Here is a 17,954-nt window from a genome sequence, read left to right on the forward strand (position 1 = left end):
GAGTGACCTGCGCACCTCTTTGTGGACCTTTCGGAATGATAGGTTCCGGTGTCAGTGGCCCGAGCCAGAGTTCATTGCTGCAAGTCTGGTGGCTTCGCATCTTGGACGGTGACCGGGACCCTAAAGTCCTTCGACCCTTACTGTGTCTAGTGTGTCAGTTCCCACTCTGGCACTCTGCTGAATTTCTTGTTGCCGTTTTGGACTGTTGCCATCGAACTGTCCAGACCCGGATGCCGTGCAGCGCCATTACGCCTTGGCAGTGTTCCTTATATGGCGCGAGACTCTGAGCGGCCGCTTTACCGAGGCTTATTCCGGCCAGTGCCACATTGGCGACGACAACAGACCTGCAGCGAGGTACCGCGTACCCAATAGGGCTTCGTCTGGTATTATTGTGACTGTCACGTAATATAAATGAGCACGATGAGCGGCAAAGTTGTGACAGTCACTAAACGAGGAAGGCCGCCCAAGGGCTTGCGGCCGATGAGTGACAGCGAGCGCAAGCGCGCCCAGCGGATGCGGGACAAGCGGGCGACCATAGACGCCGTCGGTGATGAAGAGGGGGCACCGCTGCGGGCATTACTGGCGAATCTTGGGCGCGTCGAAGCGTCAGAATCCGCTCGCCTTTCGGCACAGCGTGCCTGGTCTGAAATCGGCCGGCGGTATGGTTTCGTGAACGTTACAAGAAAGCTCATGACTGAATAAACACTGTCGAGGTACTGAATGAGTGAAACGACGAAAGCCGGTAATCTGCACCCGGCTGGAAGCCTGGCTAGTCCGGCAACCCGAAGGGCCGGCCGCAAACGCGTCACCCTGGTCGCCCTGCCCGCTTCACCGGCCATGTGAGACTTTGTACGGCAACCAAAGGAAATGATGATGGCAACCAGAGTACAGAAGAATCCGGCGACTCCTGACGTAAACGAAGCCAGAAAAAATGTGGACCTGACCTTTACATCACTGGAAGATTCGCGGACCAAAATCGCACAGTTGGTTGCCTCTCCGGCGCTAGCGGCATCGCGAGCAATACAGGCGGTTGAAGGAAAAGGTGGGTTCGGCAAGTATCTCGACACGCCGGAGCTTATCAACTGTCTACGCAACCAGGCGGCGGTGGTCAATGGCGGTGACCTGGCGCTGACCGAGGCCATGTTGATGAATCAGGCGACGACGCTGCAAAGCCTGTTTTCTCGGCTGCTCGAGCGCGGCATGGGCTGCGACCAGATCCCGGCATTCGAGACAAATCTGAAGATGGCGCTACGGGCGCAGTCCCAGTGCCGGGCGACTCTGGAAACGCTGGCGGCGATCAAGAACCCGCCCCTCGTCTTTGCCAAACAGGCGAACGTCACCACCGGGCCGCAGCAAATCAACAACGGTACCGCGGTCACCTCACGCGCGCTGGAAAACGAAAGCCAGCAAACCCAACTATCAGGGGGCAACCATGAGCTACTTCCGAACGCCAGAGCACAGGGCCTTGCGGGCCGAATTGATCCGGCAATGGCGACCGTGGGAGAAATCCACCGGGCCGAAGACGGAAGCGGGTAAGGCGCGGTCGGCCATGCGCGGATTCAAGGGCGGATGGCGCGATCAGTTGCGGGAACTGAGCCGGCTGTTACGGGAGCAAGGGGCGGCGTTGAAGCGTATTAAGTAGGTTACACGGGCTATCGTGTAGTGCGCAGCAAAACCGCGTCGCACCATGCCTATGGCAATCATAAGCACATAGCCTGCCAAACCAAGCACCAATTGACGTTGAGCAGGCGCAAGTCATTTCTGGCGCGTAATATGCTAGCGCTGCGTTGCGCAATGCCATTAGCAACCACCGACTGGCAACGCTCCTGCGCGTTTCGCTGCCGTATTGGCGGGGGGGATTGTATGGCTTGCGGGCCGATCGTCCGCTGTGCGTCGATTCTGTAGGCTTGCTGCGGCATTGGTGGCGCTGTCGTCGGGCCGGTAGGGGGCTGTCGAATCTTTGGCGCTTGCCAACTGGAAACCGATCGGGAAGAACCGCGATAACGCTAACCCACAAAACCGAGCACGAAAATTTCGTTGTGCGCGTGATCGAGGTCGGTCCAGATCGCTGTTCTGGTTCAATGTTGCCCGGCGAGTCGGAAACGCAGTTGCCGCACTCAACAGCGGATAAAGACGCGCATCAATTTGTCGAAGACCTACAGACAGGCATACGGGAAACGCATTCACAGCGCATTGACCGTGCTTGCTGGGGAGATGGCGCCCACCATCTGCACCCACCAACGCCTTGCACCGCAAGCCGATAACCTTCACCACGAGATGCTACCCATGTTCCTACCCATCGAAACGAGCACACCCGACGACCCCGAGCCCGACCGGATAGACCCTCACCCCGAAGAGCCCGACCGGATAGACCCCGGCGACCCCGAACCCGACGAACCCGAAGAACCCGACCGGATCGACCCCGACGAGCACGACCCCGGCGACCCCGAGCAAGCGCCCGTCGTCGGATGATCGGCGACCAAGCACCAGGCACGCACGCCTCGTCGGCGCACCCCGACCATGGGTAGGGTGCTCGCAATCTTTGGCGGCGTACTGGCGGAACCCGTCCGTGTAACTACACGATAACGCTAACCCCAAAAAACGAGGACATTGTGCGGGCGCGTGCGCGTGGGAAATTGGCGAATGGACATCAGGCAACAAACGACCGGACACGGCGAGGCGACAGAGGAAGGGGCTGCTGCCGGTAAGTGACTCGACACCGGACAGGCGGCGACGCCGGCGGAAATATCACGAACTGCAATCAGCCGTGCATCAGCAGTGGCAGGAGCGCGGCTATCGTTACCCGCCACCGGCAACGCCACCATTTCCCGACGATCTGCGAGGCCTGGCATGCGGCGCACGGACCAAAGCGGGGACACCCTGCAAGCTGACGGCTATCTACCTCAACGGGCGCTGCAAGTGGCATGGCGGCTGTTCGACCGGGCCGACGACGGAAGCCGGCAAGGAGCAATCCAGAGTCAACGGCAGGATGGGCGGAAGGCCGAAGAAGAATCCAGATCAAGAACCTGACTCATAGAGGTGGGCAAATGTTGACAAGGATTCCGGTCAGGCGAGCGTGCTTGGCGACGGCAAATGTAACCCCGGCGTAACCCCAGCAAAAAGCCCCGGCTTTTGACCGAGGCTAAGTGCTTGATTTAATGGTGCCGCTGGACGGAATCGAACTGTCGACCTTCGCATTACGAATGCGCTGCTCTACCGACTGAGCTACAGCGGCAAGGGAACTGTCGTCACCCCATGCAGGGACAGGATTATAACAACAGACTGGTTGCTTGAGAATACTGGAGGATGCTCGCAATCAATTGCGCGAAGATCTACCGACGGAAAGCGTGCGCAATGTGCGCTACCGCACAGATCCTGTCAGTCGTTTACCGGACCATGTGTTTGGGTGCTTGGCGCCCCACCCCCTCCGCCAGGCACCTGTAGTGCCGGCCCGGCAACGGTACCCCCCCGTTCCGGGCCGTTTTTCTGCCGCCAACTCGTTCAGCAGGTGTTGCAGCAACCACAAGGGCAGGTGCAGAGAATCGCCCATTCGCTTGTTACCACACCGAAAACTCCCCGCTGGTGCCGGGAGTTTTCGTTTGGCATGCCGCCCAAGCAGCGGCACTGGGTACGTTAGGCGTATTCGGGCTGGAATGCTTGCTCCGGATTGGCCACCGGTCCTTCGCCGCTCCAGTAGGGTGAGAGTTTCCTGAGTTGCGCGATGATCGGTGGCACGCAGGCGATGACCCGGTCGACTTCCGCTTCGGTGTTGTAACGCGACAACGAGAATCGGATCGTGCCGTGCGCCGCCGTGTAGGGGATACCCATCGCCCGCATCACATGCGATGGCTCCAGGGAACCCGAGGTGCAGGCGGATCCGGAGGATGCGGCAATTCCCTGCTGGTTCAGGAGCAGCAAGATCCCTTCGCCTTCGACGTACTCGAAGGCGATGCTCGCCGTATTCGGCAGACGATAGAGCGTGTCGCCACTGATGAAGGCGTTGCGGACACGCGCGAGTATGCCGCGTTCGAGCCGGTCGCGCAGCCGCTTGACGCTGGTGTTCTCGTTTGCCATGTAGTGCTGGGCGAGTTCGCAGGCTACCCCCAGGCCAACGATCGACGCCGAGTTTTCGGTGCCGGCGCGGCGACCGCGTTCCTGATGGCCACCCCGCAGCAGCGGGCGAAAGCGGGTGTTGCGACGCACGTACAACACGCCGATGCCTTTCGGGGCGTGCAACTTGTGACCGGACAACGACAGCATGTCGATCTTCGTGTTTTTCAGGTCGATACCGACCTTGCCGACGGCCTGCACGGCGTCGGTGTGGAACAGGACGCCCTTCTCGTGCGCCATCTCGGCCATTTCCTCGACCGGAAACAGGGTTCCCGTTTCGTTGTTGGCCCACATCGCCGACACGATGGCCACGCGATCGTTGAGCAGCGACTTGTATTCGTCGAGGTCGATGCGTCCCTTGCGGTCGACACGCAGGCGATGCACGACGTAGTTTTCCTTCTCCAGGTACGTGCACAGCGTGAGGATCGCCGGATGCTCGACGACCGTGGTGATCACCGTGCGACGTTCGGGGTTGGCCTTCAGCGCCGAAAGAATGGCGGTGCTGTCGGACTCGGTGCCACAGGAGGTGAAAACGATTTCCGAGTCGTGCGCAGCGCCGAGCAGTGACTGCACCTTGATGCGCGCTTCCTTGATCGCCTTGCCGACCTGGGAACCGAAACTGTGGATCGAGGAGGCATTGCCGAACTGCTCGGTAAAGAAAGGCAGCATGGCGGCCACGACGGCGGGATCACAGGCCGTCGTGGCGTTGTTGTCCATATAGATCGGTTGCATGGTCTTCTGCTCCTGTCGGATGAGTGTTACGCGCGCGCCAGCGCGGCGACAGGCAGTACCTGCACCAGTTCGCCCAAGGCTTCGATGAGTTTTTGCTGGACCCCACCGAGGGTCGCGGCTTCCATGGCACATCCCCGGCAGGCGCCGGTGAGATCGACGTAGATCTTCTTGCCATCGACCTCGACCAGGGTGACGTCACCGTGGTCGCGCTGCAGCATCGGGCGGATCGCCTCAAGAGTCTCTTCAATCTTGCGGATACGTTGGTAATTGGTCAGCTTCGGCTTGCCGGGCGCCTCGGCCGCTGCCGTCCTGGCCTTGGCAGGCTTCGGCTCGTTGGCATAGAGGCGGCCGTTGACCGCGATCAGGATGTCCTCGATCTTCTCGTGACAGGCCGAGCAGCCGCCACCGGCTTTCGTATAGTTGGCCACCTCTTCGAGCGTCCTGAGGCTGTTGGCACGAATGGTATCCTCGATCATCACGGCGTCGATCGCAAAACACTTGCAGACCAGATCGCCGTCTTCGTGATCGTCTTTCCATACCTCGCCACGATAGTTGGCGACCGCCGCCTGCAGCGCCTCGCGTCCCATCACCGAACAGTGCATCTTTTCCGGCGGCAGACCGTCGAGATAGTCGGCGATGTCCTGGTTGCTGACCTGCAGGGCCTCGTCGAGCGTCTTGCCCTTGATGATCTCGGTCAGGGCCGACGACGATGCGATCGCCGAGCCGCAGCCGAAGGTCTGGAAGCGCGCGTCGTCGATGACTTCCGTTTCGGGGTTGACCTTCAGCATCAGGCGCAGCGCGTCGCCGCACTTGATGGAACCGAAGTCGCCGATACCGTTGGCGTTTTCCAGAGGTCCCGAGTTCCTCGGGTTGAAGAAGTGTTCGCGCACCTTCTCGGAGTAGTCCCACATGATGATCTCCTTAGCCGGTAAATGATTGGCCGCAGGCGCAGGCGCCCGACACGTTCGGATTGTTGAACTTGAATCCGGTCTGGGTCAGGCTGTCGACGAAGTCGACGGTCAGGCCTTCGAGCATCGAACTGCTCATCGGATCGACCAGCAATTTGGCGCCGGTGCCGACATCGAACTCCAGATCATCCGCGCTCTTGTCCTGTTCGAGGCGCAGGCCATACTGCAGCCCGGCGCAACCACCACCGGAAACGAAGATGCGCAGACCGGCGACCGGAGTCTCCGTTGCCTTGATGAAACGGTTTATCGCCTTGGATGCGGCGGGGGTCAGCGTGATCATGGTGCGCTCTCCTTCTGATGGGGTGGGTTTGCGGCTCTCACCATCCCTGTGCAAGCTTCGTACCAGCCCCGAGAAGCGCTCATAACTCGTTGAATTGCAATTGGTGTTGGCCATTATTCCGGATTTTGCGCTTTGTCGTAAACACGACACGCCGACATCCGATCCGATCTCGCGGACGCCGGCGTGCGGGACGAGCTCACGCCTCGGCAGACGCATAGGTGTAGCAGTCCTTCGGGCAAACGCGGCCGCAGGCGCCACAGCCGATGCAGTCTGCGCCATTGGCAATGGTCATCACCATCATTTCGTCGTCATCGGCATCGTCGTCGTCCGCGTCAGCGAGCAACTGCTCACTGCGTTCGACGAGATCGAGAACATTGCGTGGACAGACCTTGTAGCAGCGGCCGCAACCGATGCACTTCCTGGGATCGAGGAAGCTGACGAACTGTGGGATCCACTCGTCCCCACCGCGTGTGCGTCCGGTGATCGTGGTCATTTTCTTAGCCTTTCTGCGCCGCCTGCAGGCGGGCGTTGGCAACCGCCCAGGCCTGACAGGCCTCGAGCGTTGCCCGTGATATTTCCGGGAGTTCCTGCCAACCGGCAGGCAGCCTGTCTTCCACCAGGTCGTGAAGTTGCGCCGCCCACTCGCTGGCGATACGTTTCAGCTTCTTCACTTCCCTGTCGAGTTCCTTGAGTTCGCTTTCGGTCATCATCGCCCCCTTACATGCCGGCCACTTCTGGGAATCTGCCGATAATGCCCAACGCCACCGCCAGGTGCTTGTCGCCTTCGGTTTTCATTTTCGACAGCGACTCGAAGCCGAAGCGATGCACGTCGCGTAGCGTCCGATCCATGACCAGCAGCTTGCCGACGGTAATCAGCGCCCGACCAAAACCCTCATGGGTGATCTGTACGAAGGGCACCGCCATCTGGCCGCACTCCTTTTCGATCAACACCGCGATCGCGTTGTGGAAGGCCTTGACACGGGCCAGCGTCACTTCGTCCGGATCACCGATGGTCGGAATCGCACGCTTCTGTTCCTTGCTCAGCACGTAGCCGGCGAGAATCGCCGATGTCGGTTTGCCGTCCCACTGGCCGTAGCTGTCGAGCGCCCGCGTCTGGCGCAGCATTTCCTTGACAAAGTCAGTGGCATAGACGGGATCATTGGCGGGTTCGATGGCGGATTCGGGGGCAAGGGTTTCAGTCATTTGGTTTCTCCGGGAAATGCGGCCTTGGAAGGCGCGTCAGCGAGCCTGGCAGGGTTCCTGGGCAGGTACGGCGCGCGGTGGGTAAGAGGGAAGCAGATCACGCCTGGCGCGAGCGGGAGAGAGTGGCCCAATCGAGATCATTGCGGGTATATCGGTGACCTTCGCGGTCGGCGAGCAGTTGTCCGGACAGAAAGTGGACCGGGACGGCGAAAAGGGTGTCGGTCATGCCGACGCTTGTTTCGCGGAAGCTGGGCATCATTCGTCCCAGCCCTCTTCGAGCATCCGATCGAAGCGGCTGTTGTCGGCCGCTTGTTGGCGAATGGCCTTGTCGACCCACGCGATGCCACCTTCGCGGACCGCCAGACTGATTTCCTTCAGCAGCCCTTCGATCGCTGCTTCAGCGTCCAGGCGGATCGGCTGGACGCCTGCCGCGAGCAGCTGTTTCACCGCCGATGCCCCTGCCGCAAGGCAATACACGGCGGCACAGCCGGTCAGCGTGCCAATCTTGGCCGGTAGCCGGTTCTCGTTGCCGTCCATGCTTTCCGGTGGGAACTCGACGAGTTCGACCAGTTGCGCGCGTTCGCCGTCCAGGGCATAGATCGCGAAACCTTCGGCAGCACCGAAGTGCTGGTTGACGGTGCTGCGGTCATTGCTGGCAAAGGCCACCCTGAGCATGCTCGGCGCCTCCCTAGTGCTGGACCAGGCCAGAGCCAGGCGTCGGCCGGAACTGCGGATCGCCGGCGCGGTTGACCCGGTATATGGATCGATGGACAGGGGTGTCATGGTGGTTCCCCAGGAAGAGATTGGCGATGTCGAACAGGGCCTGACGTGCGCCGCGATAGCCGACCCAGGTCCGTGCATAGCCCCCGACCCAGTCGTACTGCGGGAAGCCGGCGCGCAGCAAGGGAATCTGCAGGCGTTCCGCGCTCGCCGCCGCGTGCGAATTGGAGACGATCAGTTGGGCTCGATGGGCCAGAGCCTGGCGTTCGAGATCCTCGAGATCGCCGATCCGTACCGTCGCGGCGGGCAGGTCGGCGAGGATCTCCGCGCGGCTTGACGCCACGGCAGCCACTACCTCGGCGCCGACGCCATGGAGGAACTGTCCGAGCGCAACCAGCAAATCTGGATCGGCAGCGATGCCGACACGCAGGAAGCCGGTCATGAAATGCGTGTCGACCATCGCGTCCTGCAACTGAGCCCTCTGTCGCTCGATGCCGGCGGTCACCGGCTGACCGGAGAGTTCGGTCAATACCAGGGTGAAGGCATCGCAGGCGTCGAGGCCCAGCAGATGGTCGAAACGGAAGTCCGGCACGCCGGTACGCGACTTGAGCAGATCCGCGGCGCGGTTCAGCGAACGTCCAATGACCAGGGTGGCCGCCGCTTCGCCAAGCGTTGCCACTTCGCCTCGGGAGGTTCCGCCGAGCGTCAGCGGGGTACTGTCCTGGTCGATCAGGTGTCCGTCGAGCGAATCACCGATATCCGGCAGCACCAGCGGCCGCAGGCCGAAGGCCTCGATCCAGGTCTTGATGGCCTCGATGTCTCCGGGCGTCAGCATCGACGAGGCGAGCACGTTGACCTGCTTGCGGCGGCGCCCGACCAGCGAAGACCTGGCGGTGTGCGGGACCAGCGTGTCAATGATCGCTTCGACCGCGAGAGCAAAACCGGTTTCGAGACACCCGGCATAGTCCGGCGTGTTCACCGGCACCACCGACGGTTTCCGCGAACTGCGGATGACGAGCGCGGAATTCGCGCACCAGCCGCTGGATGTCGCAACCCTGCGTTTCGGACAGGCCGGTGGTCGGCAGGCCGATGATTTCCGGAGAATTTTTCTCGCAGAGCACGCGCAGGCCCGCGATGACGTTCTCGTCGGCGCTCATGATGCTCGACACCTGATCCATGGCCGTCGTCTGCAGCGGAATCGGCTCGCGGAAATGGCGCACCAGAAATACCTTGCCGAAGGCGGTGCAACCCTGCGAGCCGTGCAACATCGGGATCGCTCGGCGCAGGCCGAGGAAAGCGAGTGCGGCGCCTATCGGTTGACTGGCCTTGAGCGGACTCACCGCCAGTGGTTTGGCACGTTTGAGGATCTCAACCATCGTTTTCTCCGCGCCAGGCCAGTGCTTCGCCGGCGACCTTGTGGCGGGCCCACGGCGCGGGTGCGCGCACCTTGTGCCACACCGGCGACTCCAGCGTCAGCGTCAACTGACGCACCAGTTCCAGCATCCCCTCGTAGCCGGCATAGCCGAATTCCCGCTCCTGGTTGATGTCGAGAAAAGGAATGCGCGCCTTCAGTGCCGTGTACAGGTTGCGACCACCGGCAATCAGGATGTCTGCCTGGTGGTCCCGGAAAGCCTGCAGCAGTGCCTTCGGACTACCGTCGGTGATCATCCTGGCGTCGTCGCCCATGATCTCGCGGATGCGCGCCTTGTCTTCCTCGGTGGATTTGTTGGTGCCGGTGGCGACCACCGTCATGCCGAGATCCTGGAGAGCCGAGACCACCGACCAGCTCTTGACACCGCCGGTATAGAGCAACACCCGCTTGCCGGCCAGGCGCTTGCGCCAGGGCTCCAGGGCAGCGCGAATCCTCGCCTCCTCGCGGCTGATCATCGCCTCGGTACGCGCGGTCAGATCGGCGTCCCCGAGCAGCGCTGCGAAGTCGCGGAAAGCCTGCGAAGTATCGGTGATCCCGTAAAAGCTTCCCTCGAAATAGGGCACACCGAAGGATTCTTCGAGTTTGCGCGCGACATTGAGCAACGCTTTGGCGCAGACCACCATCGACGCCCGGGCCCGATGCATGGTCTGCACTTCATGAAAGCGTGCGTCCCCGGAGAGCGTGCACAGGATCCGCAAGCCGAGTTCGTCGAACAGCGGCGCGAGGTACCAGAACTCGCCGGCGATGTTGTATTCGCCAATCAGGTTCACGTCGTGCACGGTGATTCCTGGCCGTTGCGCGGTCGCCGGCACCGGGTCCGGTTCGCGGCTGCCGATCACGTATTTGAACATCGCTTCCCCGGCGATGCGATTGCCGAGGTTCTTGGTGCCATAGAAGCCGGCACAGTCGATGGGCACCACCGGCACCCCCCAGCGCTCGCTGGCGGCTTTGGCAACCGCTTCGAGGTCGTCGCCGATCAGTGCCGGAACGCACGTGGAGTAGAGAAACACCGCCTGGGGGGAGTAGTCGTCGATGGCCTGCTTGATCGCCAGAAACAGTCGCTTCTCGCCGCGACCCATGATCACGTCCTGCTCGGTGAGGTCGGTGGTCATGCCGATGCGGTACAGCGTCGGGCCAGACGAGCGGGCGCCGCGGTTGTCCCAGGAAGCCCCGGCACAGGCAATCGGTCCATGCACAATGTGCGCGACATCGGCAATCGGCAGTAGCGCGATCTGTGCTCCGTCGAAGGAGCAGCCGCCTGCCGTGGCGCCCGGTTTGGTGCGTGCGCAACCGGACTTTTCCTTGGCGTTGTGCGCGCAGGCGGGCTCGTTCAACAGTTCGGCGATTTCGGCTGTCTTCATGGCGTAAGTCCTCGGTTGGAGGTCTTGTTGCAATCGCCGTGCCACCGGTAAGCGCTTGATTCCGCGATATTGCACACCATGCGGCGATTGTCGCGTTTGCGACATTGCGACATCTGCGCTGTCCGATGTCGCAGCCCGGTTTCACTGAGTCAGCCACTGGCCAGTGGTTTTCAACGATAATCGCGAAACAACTGGAGTTTAGACAACATGCCCATCTATGAGTACGAGTGTGCCGCTTGCGGCAAGGAATTCGAGAAACTGGTCCGCCAGCCCTTGCCCGCGCCGGAGTGTCCAGACTGCCGCAGCACCGACCTGCACAAGAAGCTTTCGGCCTTTGCCGCGCCAAGCGGTTCGGTTGCGGGCGCGGATGACTTTCCTGCCCCTTGCGGGAGCTGCGGCCACCCTGACGGGCCTGGCGCTTGCCGCTTCAAATGAGGTTGGCAATTCCCGGCGAGCGTACCATCGCTTCAGGTTGGTGACGGTCTTGCGGCTCCCGCCGCGCGGCGGCGGCGCCTACTCCGAAGTCGCACCCCTCCGGACCAGAAACACGGCCACCATCCCCCACACGATCACCGGCAGCCATTCCAGCAGCGACCCTGCAGCCACCGCCCCGGAGGCGGTCAAACCCAGGCGCGACATCGCGGCCACCGCCAGGGTCGCCATCAGCATGCCGGTATGGCGACCAGTGCGCAGTGGCTGTCCCCGCTCGACGGCGTAGCCAATCAACGCGCACAGGATAAAGCCCCAGAAGAAACCCGCCACCCCCTGGCTCAACACCAGCAGCGGCAAAGAAACGGCAATTGCCGAGACGCTGAGCGCCAGCGCGCCGGCCACGCAGGCCAGTTGCAGGACCCGCAGCGTGCCATGCGCGCGCACCAGACGATCGACGAGCAGCAGACCCAGGCTGAAACCGACCCAGAAAACGGGCAGCAGCCAGGCGAGCAGTTCCGGATCGGCCAGGCGCCGAAACTGCGCCGCCGCGTTGATCGCCGTATGCACCTGCTGCCCGAACGCGAGCAGCAAGGCCAGGAGCAGCAACCAGGCCCACCCGCGCCTTCCCGTCGCCCCCACCCGGGCGGACTGCGCGTCGGCAACGATCGGCTGACTGGGCGGCTGCAGCCGTTCGACGTAGATCAGCGCCAACGCCGACAGCCCGACCGCCAGCGCGCTGAACAGGAACGGCAAAGCCGGATCGACGCCTTTGAGCAGCATCCCGAGGTACGGTGCCAGGGCCGAGGCCGCCGCCAGACCAAGCAACTGGATACCGGCCAGACCGGCCACCGAGGAGCGCCCGGCATAGCGCGAAAGCAGCACGTAAGGTGGCGCGCGCAGGGCCGAGGAAGTTGCCACCCACAAGCCGGTCATCAACAGGAAGAGCATCGGCATCCCTGACAGCCACGGCAACAGCAACATGGCCAGCGCCGAAACTGCCGACAGCAGCACCAGCATCGGTCCGATCCTGCGCAGCGCCGCGCGTGCGCGATCAACCGCCACACCCATCGACCAGTCGGCCAGAGCGAACAGCAACTGGTCGGCCGCCAGGAGCCACGGCAGATAGTGCTTATCCACCCCACCCCGCAGCAACAGTTCGGGCAGGAAAATGACGTAGACCACCCAGCTCAAGGAGAAAAACAGCTCGACCCCCGCCAACAGCCAGGCAGCCCGAGAGTCACGAGAATAGGATGAAGTAGTGTTCATGGTCGTAATCGTGGCACCGAATTGGACAGCATCTGACCCAGGGACGACAGACTGGGAAATCTCGACGATCTGCCGCGACCCGAAGCGCCGGCAGTGGAGATCGTCGAGTACTTCGGAGCTGCCTGTGCCCCGTTCCGGGGTATGGCAGCGACGTGCAACCTCAAGACAGCTGCAATAGCCGCCTGCGAACTATGCCGGCAGGTGCCGATCCATTGCCCGCCGGTAAAGATCGGCGATCAGTGCGGCCAGATACGCTGGTGGGGCGTGAGTATCCTGCGCTTCCAGGACGGCCTTGAGGATGCCTTCCAGCACACCGGTGTCGACCGGCCGCGTGTCGGAAGCGGCCACACCCGGCGCACTCAAACTGTAGCTTGCCTGCACTTCGGCAGCCCTGCCCGGGCCGTTGCCGGTGGCCAGCCAGTCGACCGAGACACCGGCGGCGGCTGCCATTGCGCAGGCCTTGTCGAGCGGCGGCATGCGACCGTCCCTGAGATAGGTCCGCAGAACCGATTCCGCGAGTCCGCAGCGGCGCGCAAAGGACGACACGGACTCCTTGCCGATGATCGCCTGCAAACGCGCCGCCAGCGCGCTGGATTCGACTTTCGGAAGCGGACGCGGGTCTGACCCGACTCCCGAGGCTGTTCCGTATTGGGGTGTTCCGTCATTGACGGGAAATGCAGACATCGACAACCGATCGCAAGGAAAGAAGAATGTGGCAATAAACGCAAGAAATTGTTGACACCTCGCAACATCTTGCATAAGATTTTGCCCGACAGAATAACAGGAAATGCCGCTGATCGTTCATTCGTAGCATTTGCAGTCAGTCCTTGGGCCTTTGCCGGCCAGCAAGGAACTTGGGGTTTGTCCGTTGGCATTGCATCGCGATGCGAGGGGGGAATAGCCATGCGCCAGTCTGTAGAAGCAAACGACCGTCCCGATAGCCCACCCGGATTTTCACTCGCACCGCTACTATCTGCGCTGCGTAGAGCGCTGCGTAGAGTCTTCCCTGCCTTGCAGGGAAAACAATCACCGCCAGGGCAGGCTTGCGGCAACCCACCCTCCTCCGCCAGAGCCTGCGAAACCAGTCCGCGCATTCATTTCGAAGCCATCGAGCCGCGACTGCTGTTATCAGGCGATCCAGTCTCGCTTCCGATGGCAACCATCGAGGCGGCTGGGGCACATGCGGAAGTGCAAAGCCACGACGCGACCCTTGCCGAGCGAGCGCGGGTGCTTGTCGACAGACTGGCTGGTGACCCGCCGCTCGACGGGTCAGCCACCACCGATGGCGAAGCACGGCTCTCCACTGACCGCCTTGGCGAGAACCGGTTCCTGGAACTTGCTGCACCGGATGTCCGCATCCTGGATGTCGACTTCAACGCCGACCGACGCCTGGATCTCGTCGTCATCGGCGAACGGCCCGACGGCAACGCCTTTGCCAGGCTGTGGCAAGCCACTGGCGTTGCTTAGCTCGCTGGCGAAACGCTGGAACTCGGAGCCTGGAGGCCCGAAAGTCACTATCTGGTGGGTGACGTCAGCGGCACCGGCAGCGCCGCACTCGTCGAGGTCTCGCCGAACGATGCGGGCCAGGCCATGGCCCGCACCTGGCTGATCGATGGCGCGGGATTTTCCGAAAGCACATCAACACTGCTCGGCGCCTGGAGCGCCAGCGCCAGATACCTGCTCGGGGACATGGTCGGCCTGCAGGAAGCCGAACTGCTGCGCCTGTCTGATGGCGGCGATGGCCACGCGACGATCGACCTGTGGCGATTCAACGACATGCAGTGGCGAGCCGAAGAGACTGCTTTCGACGACGTTCCGTGGGAGAGCAACGGCTGGATCAGCCTGTCGGATACCAATGGTGACGGCAAGCTCGAAGTCCTCGAAGCGCAACTCACTACCGTCGATGATCGCGATCGCGAACTCGCCGTGGTACTGCGCAGCGCGGACGAAGGATACTGGAGCAGCGCCCTGCAGGAGCTTGGCGACTGGCGCGCGGACCACCATTTCCTGACGGGCGACCTTGACGGTCTCGGGTCGGAACATCAGGTCTCCGTATGGCGCCTCAATGCTAGGTCGCTTGTTTCGAACTAGTGCCTAGAGAACATCAAGAGGTCGAGGTCGGTGACAGCGGGGCGGCGGCGCTGAGTCAGAGTGGTTCCACCAACGTCGCAGACTTACCGCGAGACGAATTGACCGCCCGGCATACCTTGTAGGCGATCATGCCATCAGCCGCGGCAGGGCGTAGCAATACGCGCAACCTATCCACATCGGCCTGACCCGGGTCCAGCCACGCCCCGTAATCCCTGGCTTGCAGAATCACCGGCATCCGGTCGTGAATCGGCGTCATCAGTGCGTTAGCGTCCGTCGTGATAATGCAGCACGTGTGGATTTCCTCGCCTTCCGGCGACACCCAGCGCTCGGAGAGCCCGGCAAACCCGAACAGATCGCCCTCATCCTGCGGGCGAATGAAGTACGGCTGCTTGATGGTGCGACCCGCTTCCGGTACGGCCTTCCACTCGTAGAAGCCGTTCGCCGGCACGATGCACCGCCAGCGACGAAACGCCGTGCGAAACGCGGGTTTCTCGGCGACGGTTTCCCCGCGCGCATTGATGAGCTTGGCGCCGTTCGAGACATCCTTGGCCCATGACGGGATCAGTCCCCAGCGGTGAAGTTTCGCCAGCCGCTCGCCTTGCGGTCCCGCCTGGACGATCAAGACCTGCGTCGTCGGTGCGATGTTGTAGCGCGGCCCGAAGTCGAGTTCGTCGTTGAGATTGAACTGCTCCCGAACTCGGGAGGCCGGACTGTAGAGAGCGTATCGACCGCACATCTCAATGCACCTTCGGCAACATTTCCCGCAGCCTCTCCCACGCTGCCTCGACAATCACAATCGACGCATCATCAGCGTTTGGCTCGCCCATTGTTCACCAGCCATCCGTCTGCCCCGTCTGGGCAGACAAGCGATCGCGCGAAGCAGACGCGCGCACAGACCGCCAGCATACACCCTGCCCTAATCACCGTCACCTACCGGTACTCATCCCCTCGATCGGCCTCGCAGCACACATGCCCCTCACCGGCGCAGGCAGTCAACTGACTTGGATCCTGCCGCCGGCTCGCTTGGGTGCCGGCTTGAGATCGTGGCTGCGCACGATCTATTCTTACTCGTTGGGCGCCCTAGGTTCGATAGGACTTGGTTTATCGCTCCGCACTACACTTACCTGGTATTGCCATTTCGAGTTTGGCGACAGCTATTTTTCCTTGCTCTTCAGGGATCTGTTCTAGCCCTGCGCCACCAACAAATACTCCTATCTTAATGAACTGCCGAATGAAATAGTTCTTCCCTGCCTCGAACATTAACTCAAGGGCATTTGGTGAAAACTCAGATTCCGTATCGATCTTGTGATTCTTCCCGCCCTCAACTTCGGTATAGAAAAACACATCTGGCGCGCTCTCGCCGACGCACTTCCCATCAATCCATATGTCTTTTTTAAGGGCCTTGCCAACGAAGCTGTCTCGATAAACGTAAACACCCGCGTTGCCTTGACTAGGTGGGTTGAATTCTTTTGCTCTTGCCGACTCGGCTTGTGAGGCCATATCTACAGACGCACACCCGGAGATTAGAAGAGTGGCTGTAAGCGCGATTGCGGAGACGATCTTCATTGAATTGATACCTCGACTGAGTTATTGAGAGTTTGAGCTGATTTACGCTCGCTCACGGCGAATTTGTGACTAATCGGGATAGGGAGAAGCCTCACGGCTCCCCCATCCACAGTGTCGTGAGAATTCGCCACCGACGGTTCGGCAAGCCTTGTCCATACGACTTTCACTTATGAATTACACGCCATGGCCGGCGCACACGTGGAGCTCAAGGGGGCCGCTTTAGCGGGGCCCCTAGCCTGGATTGTGCATAGACAGGGCGATAAATGCGATAACCGTATGATAGAGTGCTTGTTTTCTCTCAAACAGTCCGTAAAAAATCGCTCTCGACACTCGCCCTGCTGTTGATTTTCCCCCGGAACCCTTCCGATTCCGCCCGAAACCCCTCCAATTTCTGCCTGTTGCGGGCTTGACGGTTCGCGCCGACTTCACCGGCGGAGAGATGTCCTCAGATCTGGGCACCTTGATGCTGGGCGCCGTTGATCGCCGCATTGGCCTGATTGATCGCCTGACCGGGGCCATTGTGGATGCCCGTGACGCGCGTTACATCACCCACTCGCTCCGCGCTTTGCTGATGCAGCGGGTTTTTCAGATCGCCTCGGGTTATGAAGACGGCAATGACGCGAACACCCTACGGCATGATCCACTGTTCAAGCTGATCACGGGGCGTGCGCCTCTGGATACCGACAACCCCTTGGCCTGCGGCGCCACCTTGTCCCGTCTGGAAGGGGCGCTACGGCGCAGCGATATCTACCGGATGGCGCACGCCTTGGTCGAGCAGTTCATCGCCGGTTACTCGGAGGCCCCCCTCACGATCACGCTGGATCTCGACCACACCGATGATGCCACTTATGGCCAACAGGAGCTTTCCTGCTACAACCATCATTACCACAGCCATTGCTATTTGCCCTTGCTGGTGTTCGAGGCCCATTCCGGCGCCTTGGTGACCGCCGTCCTACGCCCCGGCAGACGCCCGACTGGCGCCGAGAACGCGATGATCATGAAGCGGGTGCTGCGCTTGTTACGCCGCCACTGGCCAAACACCCATGTCCTGCTGCGGGGCGACGGTCATTTCTCCAATCCCGAACTGATGCTGTTGATCCTGGCCGATGGGAATGCTGATTTCCTCTTCGGACTGGGCGGCATTGCCGTCCTGTTGCGCCAAGCCGAGGGTTTGATGAAGAACGCGCGTGGCCACCTCGCCCTGCATCAGTCGCTGGCCGCTCAAGGCCTGGGGCCTCCGGTGGACGCGGTGCGGTTTTTCGGTGACTTTGAGTATGCGGCCGGGTCTTGGCCGCAAGCCTTCCGGGTGGTGCTCAAGGCCGAAATCCTGGGGAGTAGTGGCCAATCGCCGGCCAAAGACAATCAACGCTTCGTGGTCACCACCTTGCGCGGCCCCTCGTCCCGCACGCTCTACCAACAGGACTACTGTGCCCGTGGTCAGGCAGAGAATTTGATCAAGCAAGTGAAGGACGATCTGAAATCCGACCGGACCTCGGCGTCGTCTTTCCTCGCTAACTCCGCACGCCTGTTGCTGGCGGCCGCGGCCTATGTCTTACACCAGCAATTGCGCTGCCTGGCGTTGCAAGGCACGAGGCTGGCTACCGCCGAACCCACGACCATCATGCTCACCCTGTTCAAGATCGCCACCCGAGTCAAGCAGTACAAAGACCGCGTGTTGCTGCATCTGCCCAGTAATTGCCCGGTCAAGGCGCTTCTGGCCTTGGTCTGTCAGCGACTCTATTCGTCTAACCGGAGGTCCGCGATGTCCGCCTCTCCATGACCCGGAACGTCTG

Annotated in this window: 22 protein-coding genes, 1 tRNA gene and 1 pseudogene; 9 read left to right on the top strand and 15 right to left on the bottom strand. The window is 61.6% G+C overall.

Annotated features, from left to right (window positions below):
* Window positions 1–411 precede the first annotated feature (411 nt).
* The 5 genes from AC15MQ_RS05995 (at window position 412) to AC15MQ_RS06015 (ending at window position 3,037) form a co-directional block, all read left to right on the top strand.
* Window positions 412–702, top strand: a complete 291-nt coding sequence (locus tag AC15MQ_RS05995) for a hypothetical protein (RefSeq protein ID WP_483079636.1) — start codon at window positions 412–414, stop codon at window positions 700–702.
* 18 nt (window positions 703–720) lie between these two features.
* A complete protein-coding gene (locus AC15MQ_RS06000) occupies window positions 721–843 on the top strand; it encodes a hypothetical protein (RefSeq protein ID WP_483079637.1) in 123 nt (40 codons plus the stop codon).
* A gap of 24 nt (window positions 844–867) precedes the next feature.
* The gene (locus tag AC15MQ_RS06005) at window positions 868–1,536 is read left to right on the top strand and encodes a hypothetical protein (protein WP_483079638.1); all 669 of its coding nucleotides are present in this window, start codon (window positions 868–870) and stop codon (window positions 1,534–1,536) included.
* A gap of 750 nt (window positions 1,537–2,286) precedes the next feature.
* The gene (locus tag AC15MQ_RS06010; protein WP_483079639.1) at window positions 2,287–2,472 is read left to right on the top strand and encodes a hypothetical protein; all 186 of its coding nucleotides are present in this window, start codon (window positions 2,287–2,289) and stop codon (window positions 2,470–2,472) included.
* 295 nt (window positions 2,473–2,767) lie between these two features.
* On the top strand, window positions 2,768–3,037 hold the full coding sequence (locus AC15MQ_RS06015; protein WP_483079640.1) for an HGGxSTG domain-containing protein: 270 nt from the start codon (window positions 2,768–2,770) through the stop codon (window positions 3,035–3,037).
* A gap of 122 nt (window positions 3,038–3,159) precedes the next feature.
* Here the strand turns inward: AC15MQ_RS06015 and AC15MQ_RS06020 are convergent.
* The 11 genes and pseudogenes from AC15MQ_RS06020 to nifE form a co-directional block, all read right to left on the bottom strand.
* Window positions 3,160–3,235: transfer RNA gene (locus AC15MQ_RS06020), tRNA-Thr, on the bottom strand.
* A 398-nt stretch (window positions 3,236–3,633) separates the two neighbouring features.
* Complete coding sequence (gene nifS, locus AC15MQ_RS06025) at window positions 3,634–4,842, bottom strand: cysteine desulfurase NifS (protein WP_483079641.1); 1,209 nt, start codon at window positions 4,840–4,842, stop codon at window positions 3,634–3,636.
* Between the two features lie 26 nt (window positions 4,843–4,868).
* Window positions 4,869–5,753, bottom strand: coding sequence for a Fe-S cluster assembly protein NifU (gene nifU, locus AC15MQ_RS06030; RefSeq protein ID WP_287653339.1), 885 nt, complete (start codon window positions 5,751–5,753; stop codon window positions 4,869–4,871).
* Between the two features lie 10 nt (window positions 5,754–5,763).
* Window positions 5,764–6,090, bottom strand: coding sequence for a HesB/IscA family protein (locus AC15MQ_RS06035; protein WP_287653341.1), 327 nt, complete (start codon window positions 6,088–6,090; stop codon window positions 5,764–5,766).
* 196 nt (window positions 6,091–6,286) lie between these two features.
* Window positions 6,287–6,583 carry a ferredoxin III, nif-specific gene (gene fdxB, locus AC15MQ_RS06040; RefSeq protein ID WP_287653342.1) on the bottom strand — a complete coding sequence of 99 codons (297 nt, stop codon included), beginning with the start codon at window positions 6,581–6,583 and terminating at the stop codon, window positions 6,287–6,289.
* A gap of 4 nt (window positions 6,584–6,587) precedes the next feature.
* Window positions 6,588–6,797 carry a CCE_0567 family metalloprotein gene (locus tag AC15MQ_RS06045; RefSeq protein WP_287653353.1) on the bottom strand — a complete coding sequence of 70 codons (210 nt, stop codon included), beginning with the start codon at window positions 6,795–6,797 and terminating at the stop codon, window positions 6,588–6,590.
* A 10-nt stretch (window positions 6,798–6,807) separates the two neighbouring features.
* Window positions 6,808–7,293: a NifX-associated nitrogen fixation protein gene (locus tag AC15MQ_RS06050; protein ID WP_287670860.1), complete on the bottom strand. Its 486-nt coding sequence runs from the start codon at window positions 7,291–7,293 to the stop codon at window positions 6,808–6,810.
* 97 nt (window positions 7,294–7,390) lie between these two features.
* Entirely contained in the window at window positions 7,391–7,552 is a 162-nt protein-coding gene (locus tag AC15MQ_RS06055) for a hypothetical protein (RefSeq protein ID WP_287653344.1), read from the bottom strand.
* A complete protein-coding gene (locus tag AC15MQ_RS06060; protein ID WP_483079642.1) occupies window positions 7,549–7,968 on the bottom strand; it encodes a NifB/NifX family molybdenum-iron cluster-binding protein in 420 nt (139 codons plus the stop codon). Before AC15MQ_RS06060 ends, AC15MQ_RS06055 begins: the two co-directional genes overlap by 4 nt.
* 13 nt (window positions 7,969–7,981) lie before the next feature.
* A pseudogene (gene nifN / locus AC15MQ_RS06065) lies at window positions 7,982–9,389 on the bottom strand (nitrogenase iron-molybdenum cofactor biosynthesis protein NifN).
* Window positions 9,382–10,806 carry a nitrogenase iron-molybdenum cofactor biosynthesis protein NifE gene (gene nifE, locus AC15MQ_RS06070; RefSeq protein WP_483079643.1) on the bottom strand — a complete coding sequence of 475 codons (1,425 nt, stop codon included), beginning with the start codon at window positions 10,804–10,806 and terminating at the stop codon, window positions 9,382–9,384. Before nifE ends, nifN begins: the two are co-directional and overlap by 8 nt.
* A gap of 207 nt (window positions 10,807–11,013) precedes the next feature.
* On the opposite strand from nifE, the gene AC15MQ_RS06075 reads away from it, so the two are divergent.
* Window positions 11,014–11,241, top strand: coding sequence for an FmdB family zinc ribbon protein (locus tag AC15MQ_RS06075; protein WP_483079644.1), 228 nt, complete (start codon window positions 11,014–11,016; stop codon window positions 11,239–11,241).
* A gap of 78 nt (window positions 11,242–11,319) precedes the next feature.
* On the opposite strand, the gene AC15MQ_RS06080 is transcribed toward AC15MQ_RS06075, so the two are convergent.
* Window positions 11,320–12,504, bottom strand: coding sequence for an MFS transporter (locus AC15MQ_RS06080; protein WP_483079645.1), 1,185 nt, complete (start codon window positions 12,502–12,504; stop codon window positions 11,320–11,322).
* Between the two features lie 189 nt (window positions 12,505–12,693).
* Window positions 12,694–13,188, bottom strand: coding sequence for a helix-turn-helix domain-containing protein (locus AC15MQ_RS06085; protein ID WP_483079646.1), 495 nt, complete (start codon window positions 13,186–13,188; stop codon window positions 12,694–12,696).
* Window positions 13,189–13,407: 219 nt separating this feature from the next.
* On the opposite strand from AC15MQ_RS06085, the gene AC15MQ_RS06090 reads away from it, so the two are divergent.
* Complete coding sequence (locus tag AC15MQ_RS06090; protein WP_483079647.1) at window positions 13,408–13,971, top strand: LEPR-XLL domain-containing protein; 564 nt, start codon at window positions 13,408–13,410, stop codon at window positions 13,969–13,971.
* Window positions 13,972–14,025: 54 nt separating this feature from the next.
* A complete protein-coding gene (locus AC15MQ_RS06095) occupies window positions 14,026–14,595 on the top strand; it encodes a hypothetical protein (RefSeq protein WP_483079648.1) in 570 nt (189 codons plus the stop codon).
* Window positions 14,596–14,650: 55 nt separating this feature from the next.
* Here AC15MQ_RS06095 and AC15MQ_RS06100 read toward each other — a convergent pair whose 3' ends face one another.
* Together AC15MQ_RS06100 and AC15MQ_RS06105 are read right to left on the bottom strand one after the other, a co-directional pair.
* Window positions 14,651–15,331, bottom strand: a complete 681-nt coding sequence (locus AC15MQ_RS06100; protein ID WP_483079649.1) for an SOS response-associated peptidase — start codon at window positions 15,329–15,331, stop codon at window positions 14,651–14,653.
* Between the two features lie 365 nt (window positions 15,332–15,696).
* Window positions 15,697–16,161, bottom strand: coding sequence for a DUF2846 domain-containing protein (locus AC15MQ_RS06105; RefSeq protein WP_483079650.1), 465 nt, complete (start codon window positions 16,159–16,161; stop codon window positions 15,697–15,699).
* A 391-nt stretch (window positions 16,162–16,552) separates the two neighbouring features.
* Here AC15MQ_RS06105 and AC15MQ_RS06110 point away from each other — a divergent pair, with 391 nt between their 5' ends.
* Complete coding sequence (locus AC15MQ_RS06110) at window positions 16,553–17,941, top strand: IS1380 family transposase (RefSeq protein ID WP_483079679.1); 1,389 nt, start codon at window positions 16,553–16,555, stop codon at window positions 17,939–17,941.
* The last annotated feature ends 13 nt before the right edge of the window (window positions 17,942–17,954 follow it).

It is taken from the genome of Candidatus Accumulibacter propinquus (assembly GCF_056856495.1).

Coding starts and splice junctions, on each gene's coding strand:
- AC15MQ_RS05995 (WP_483079636.1), top strand. CDS start 412: ATGAGCACGATGAGCGGCAAAGTTGTGACAGTCACTAAACGAGGAAGG.
- AC15MQ_RS06000 (WP_483079637.1), top strand. CDS start 721: ATGAGTGAAACGACGAAAGCCGGTAATCTGCACCCGGCTGGAAGCCTG.
- AC15MQ_RS06005 (WP_483079638.1), top strand. CDS start 868: ATGATGATGGCAACCAGAGTACAGAAGAATCCGGCGACTCCTGACGTA.
- AC15MQ_RS06010 (WP_483079639.1), top strand. CDS start 2,287: ATGTTCCTACCCATCGAAACGAGCACACCCGACGACCCCGAGCCCGAC.
- nifS (WP_483079641.1), bottom strand. CDS start 4,842: ATGCAACCGATCTATATGGACAACAACGCCACGACGGCCTGTGATCCC.
- nifU (WP_287653339.1), bottom strand. CDS start 5,753: ATGTGGGACTACTCCGAGAAGGTGCGCGAACACTTCTTCAACCCGAGG.
- AC15MQ_RS06035 (WP_287653341.1), bottom strand. CDS start 6,090: ATGATCACGCTGACCCCCGCCGCATCCAAGGCGATAAACCGTTTCATC.
- fdxB (WP_287653342.1), bottom strand. CDS start 6,583: ATGACCACGATCACCGGACGCACACGCGGTGGGGACGAGTGGATCCCA.
- AC15MQ_RS06045 (WP_287653353.1), bottom strand. CDS start 6,797: ATGACCGAAAGCGAACTCAAGGAACTCGACAGGGAAGTGAAGAAGCTG.
- AC15MQ_RS06050 (WP_287670860.1), bottom strand. CDS start 7,293: ATGACTGAAACCCTTGCCCCCGAATCCGCCATCGAACCCGCCAATGAT.
- AC15MQ_RS06055 (WP_287653344.1), bottom strand. CDS start 7,552: ATGATGCCCAGCTTCCGCGAAACAAGCGTCGGCATGACCGACACCCTT.
- AC15MQ_RS06060 (WP_483079642.1), bottom strand. CDS start 7,968: ATGCTCAGGGTGGCCTTTGCCAGCAATGACCGCAGCACCGTCAACCAG.
- nifE (WP_483079643.1), bottom strand. CDS start 10,806: ATGAAGACAGCCGAAATCGCCGAACTGTTGAACGAGCCCGCCTGCGCG.
- AC15MQ_RS06075 (WP_483079644.1), top strand. CDS start 11,014: ATGCCCATCTATGAGTACGAGTGTGCCGCTTGCGGCAAGGAATTCGAG.
- AC15MQ_RS06080 (WP_483079645.1), bottom strand. CDS start 12,504: ATGAACACTACTTCATCCTATTCTCGTGACTCTCGGGCTGCCTGGCTG.
- AC15MQ_RS06085 (WP_483079646.1), bottom strand. CDS start 13,188: ATGTCTGCATTTCCCGTCAATGACGGAACACCCCAATACGGAACAGCC.
- AC15MQ_RS06090 (WP_483079647.1), top strand. CDS start 13,408: ATGCGCCAGTCTGTAGAAGCAAACGACCGTCCCGATAGCCCACCCGGA.
- AC15MQ_RS06100 (WP_483079649.1), bottom strand. CDS start 15,331: ATGTGCGGTCGATACGCTCTCTACAGTCCGGCCTCCCGAGTTCGGGAG.
- AC15MQ_RS06105 (WP_483079650.1), bottom strand. CDS start 16,161: ATGAAGATCGTCTCCGCAATCGCGCTTACAGCCACTCTTCTAATCTCC.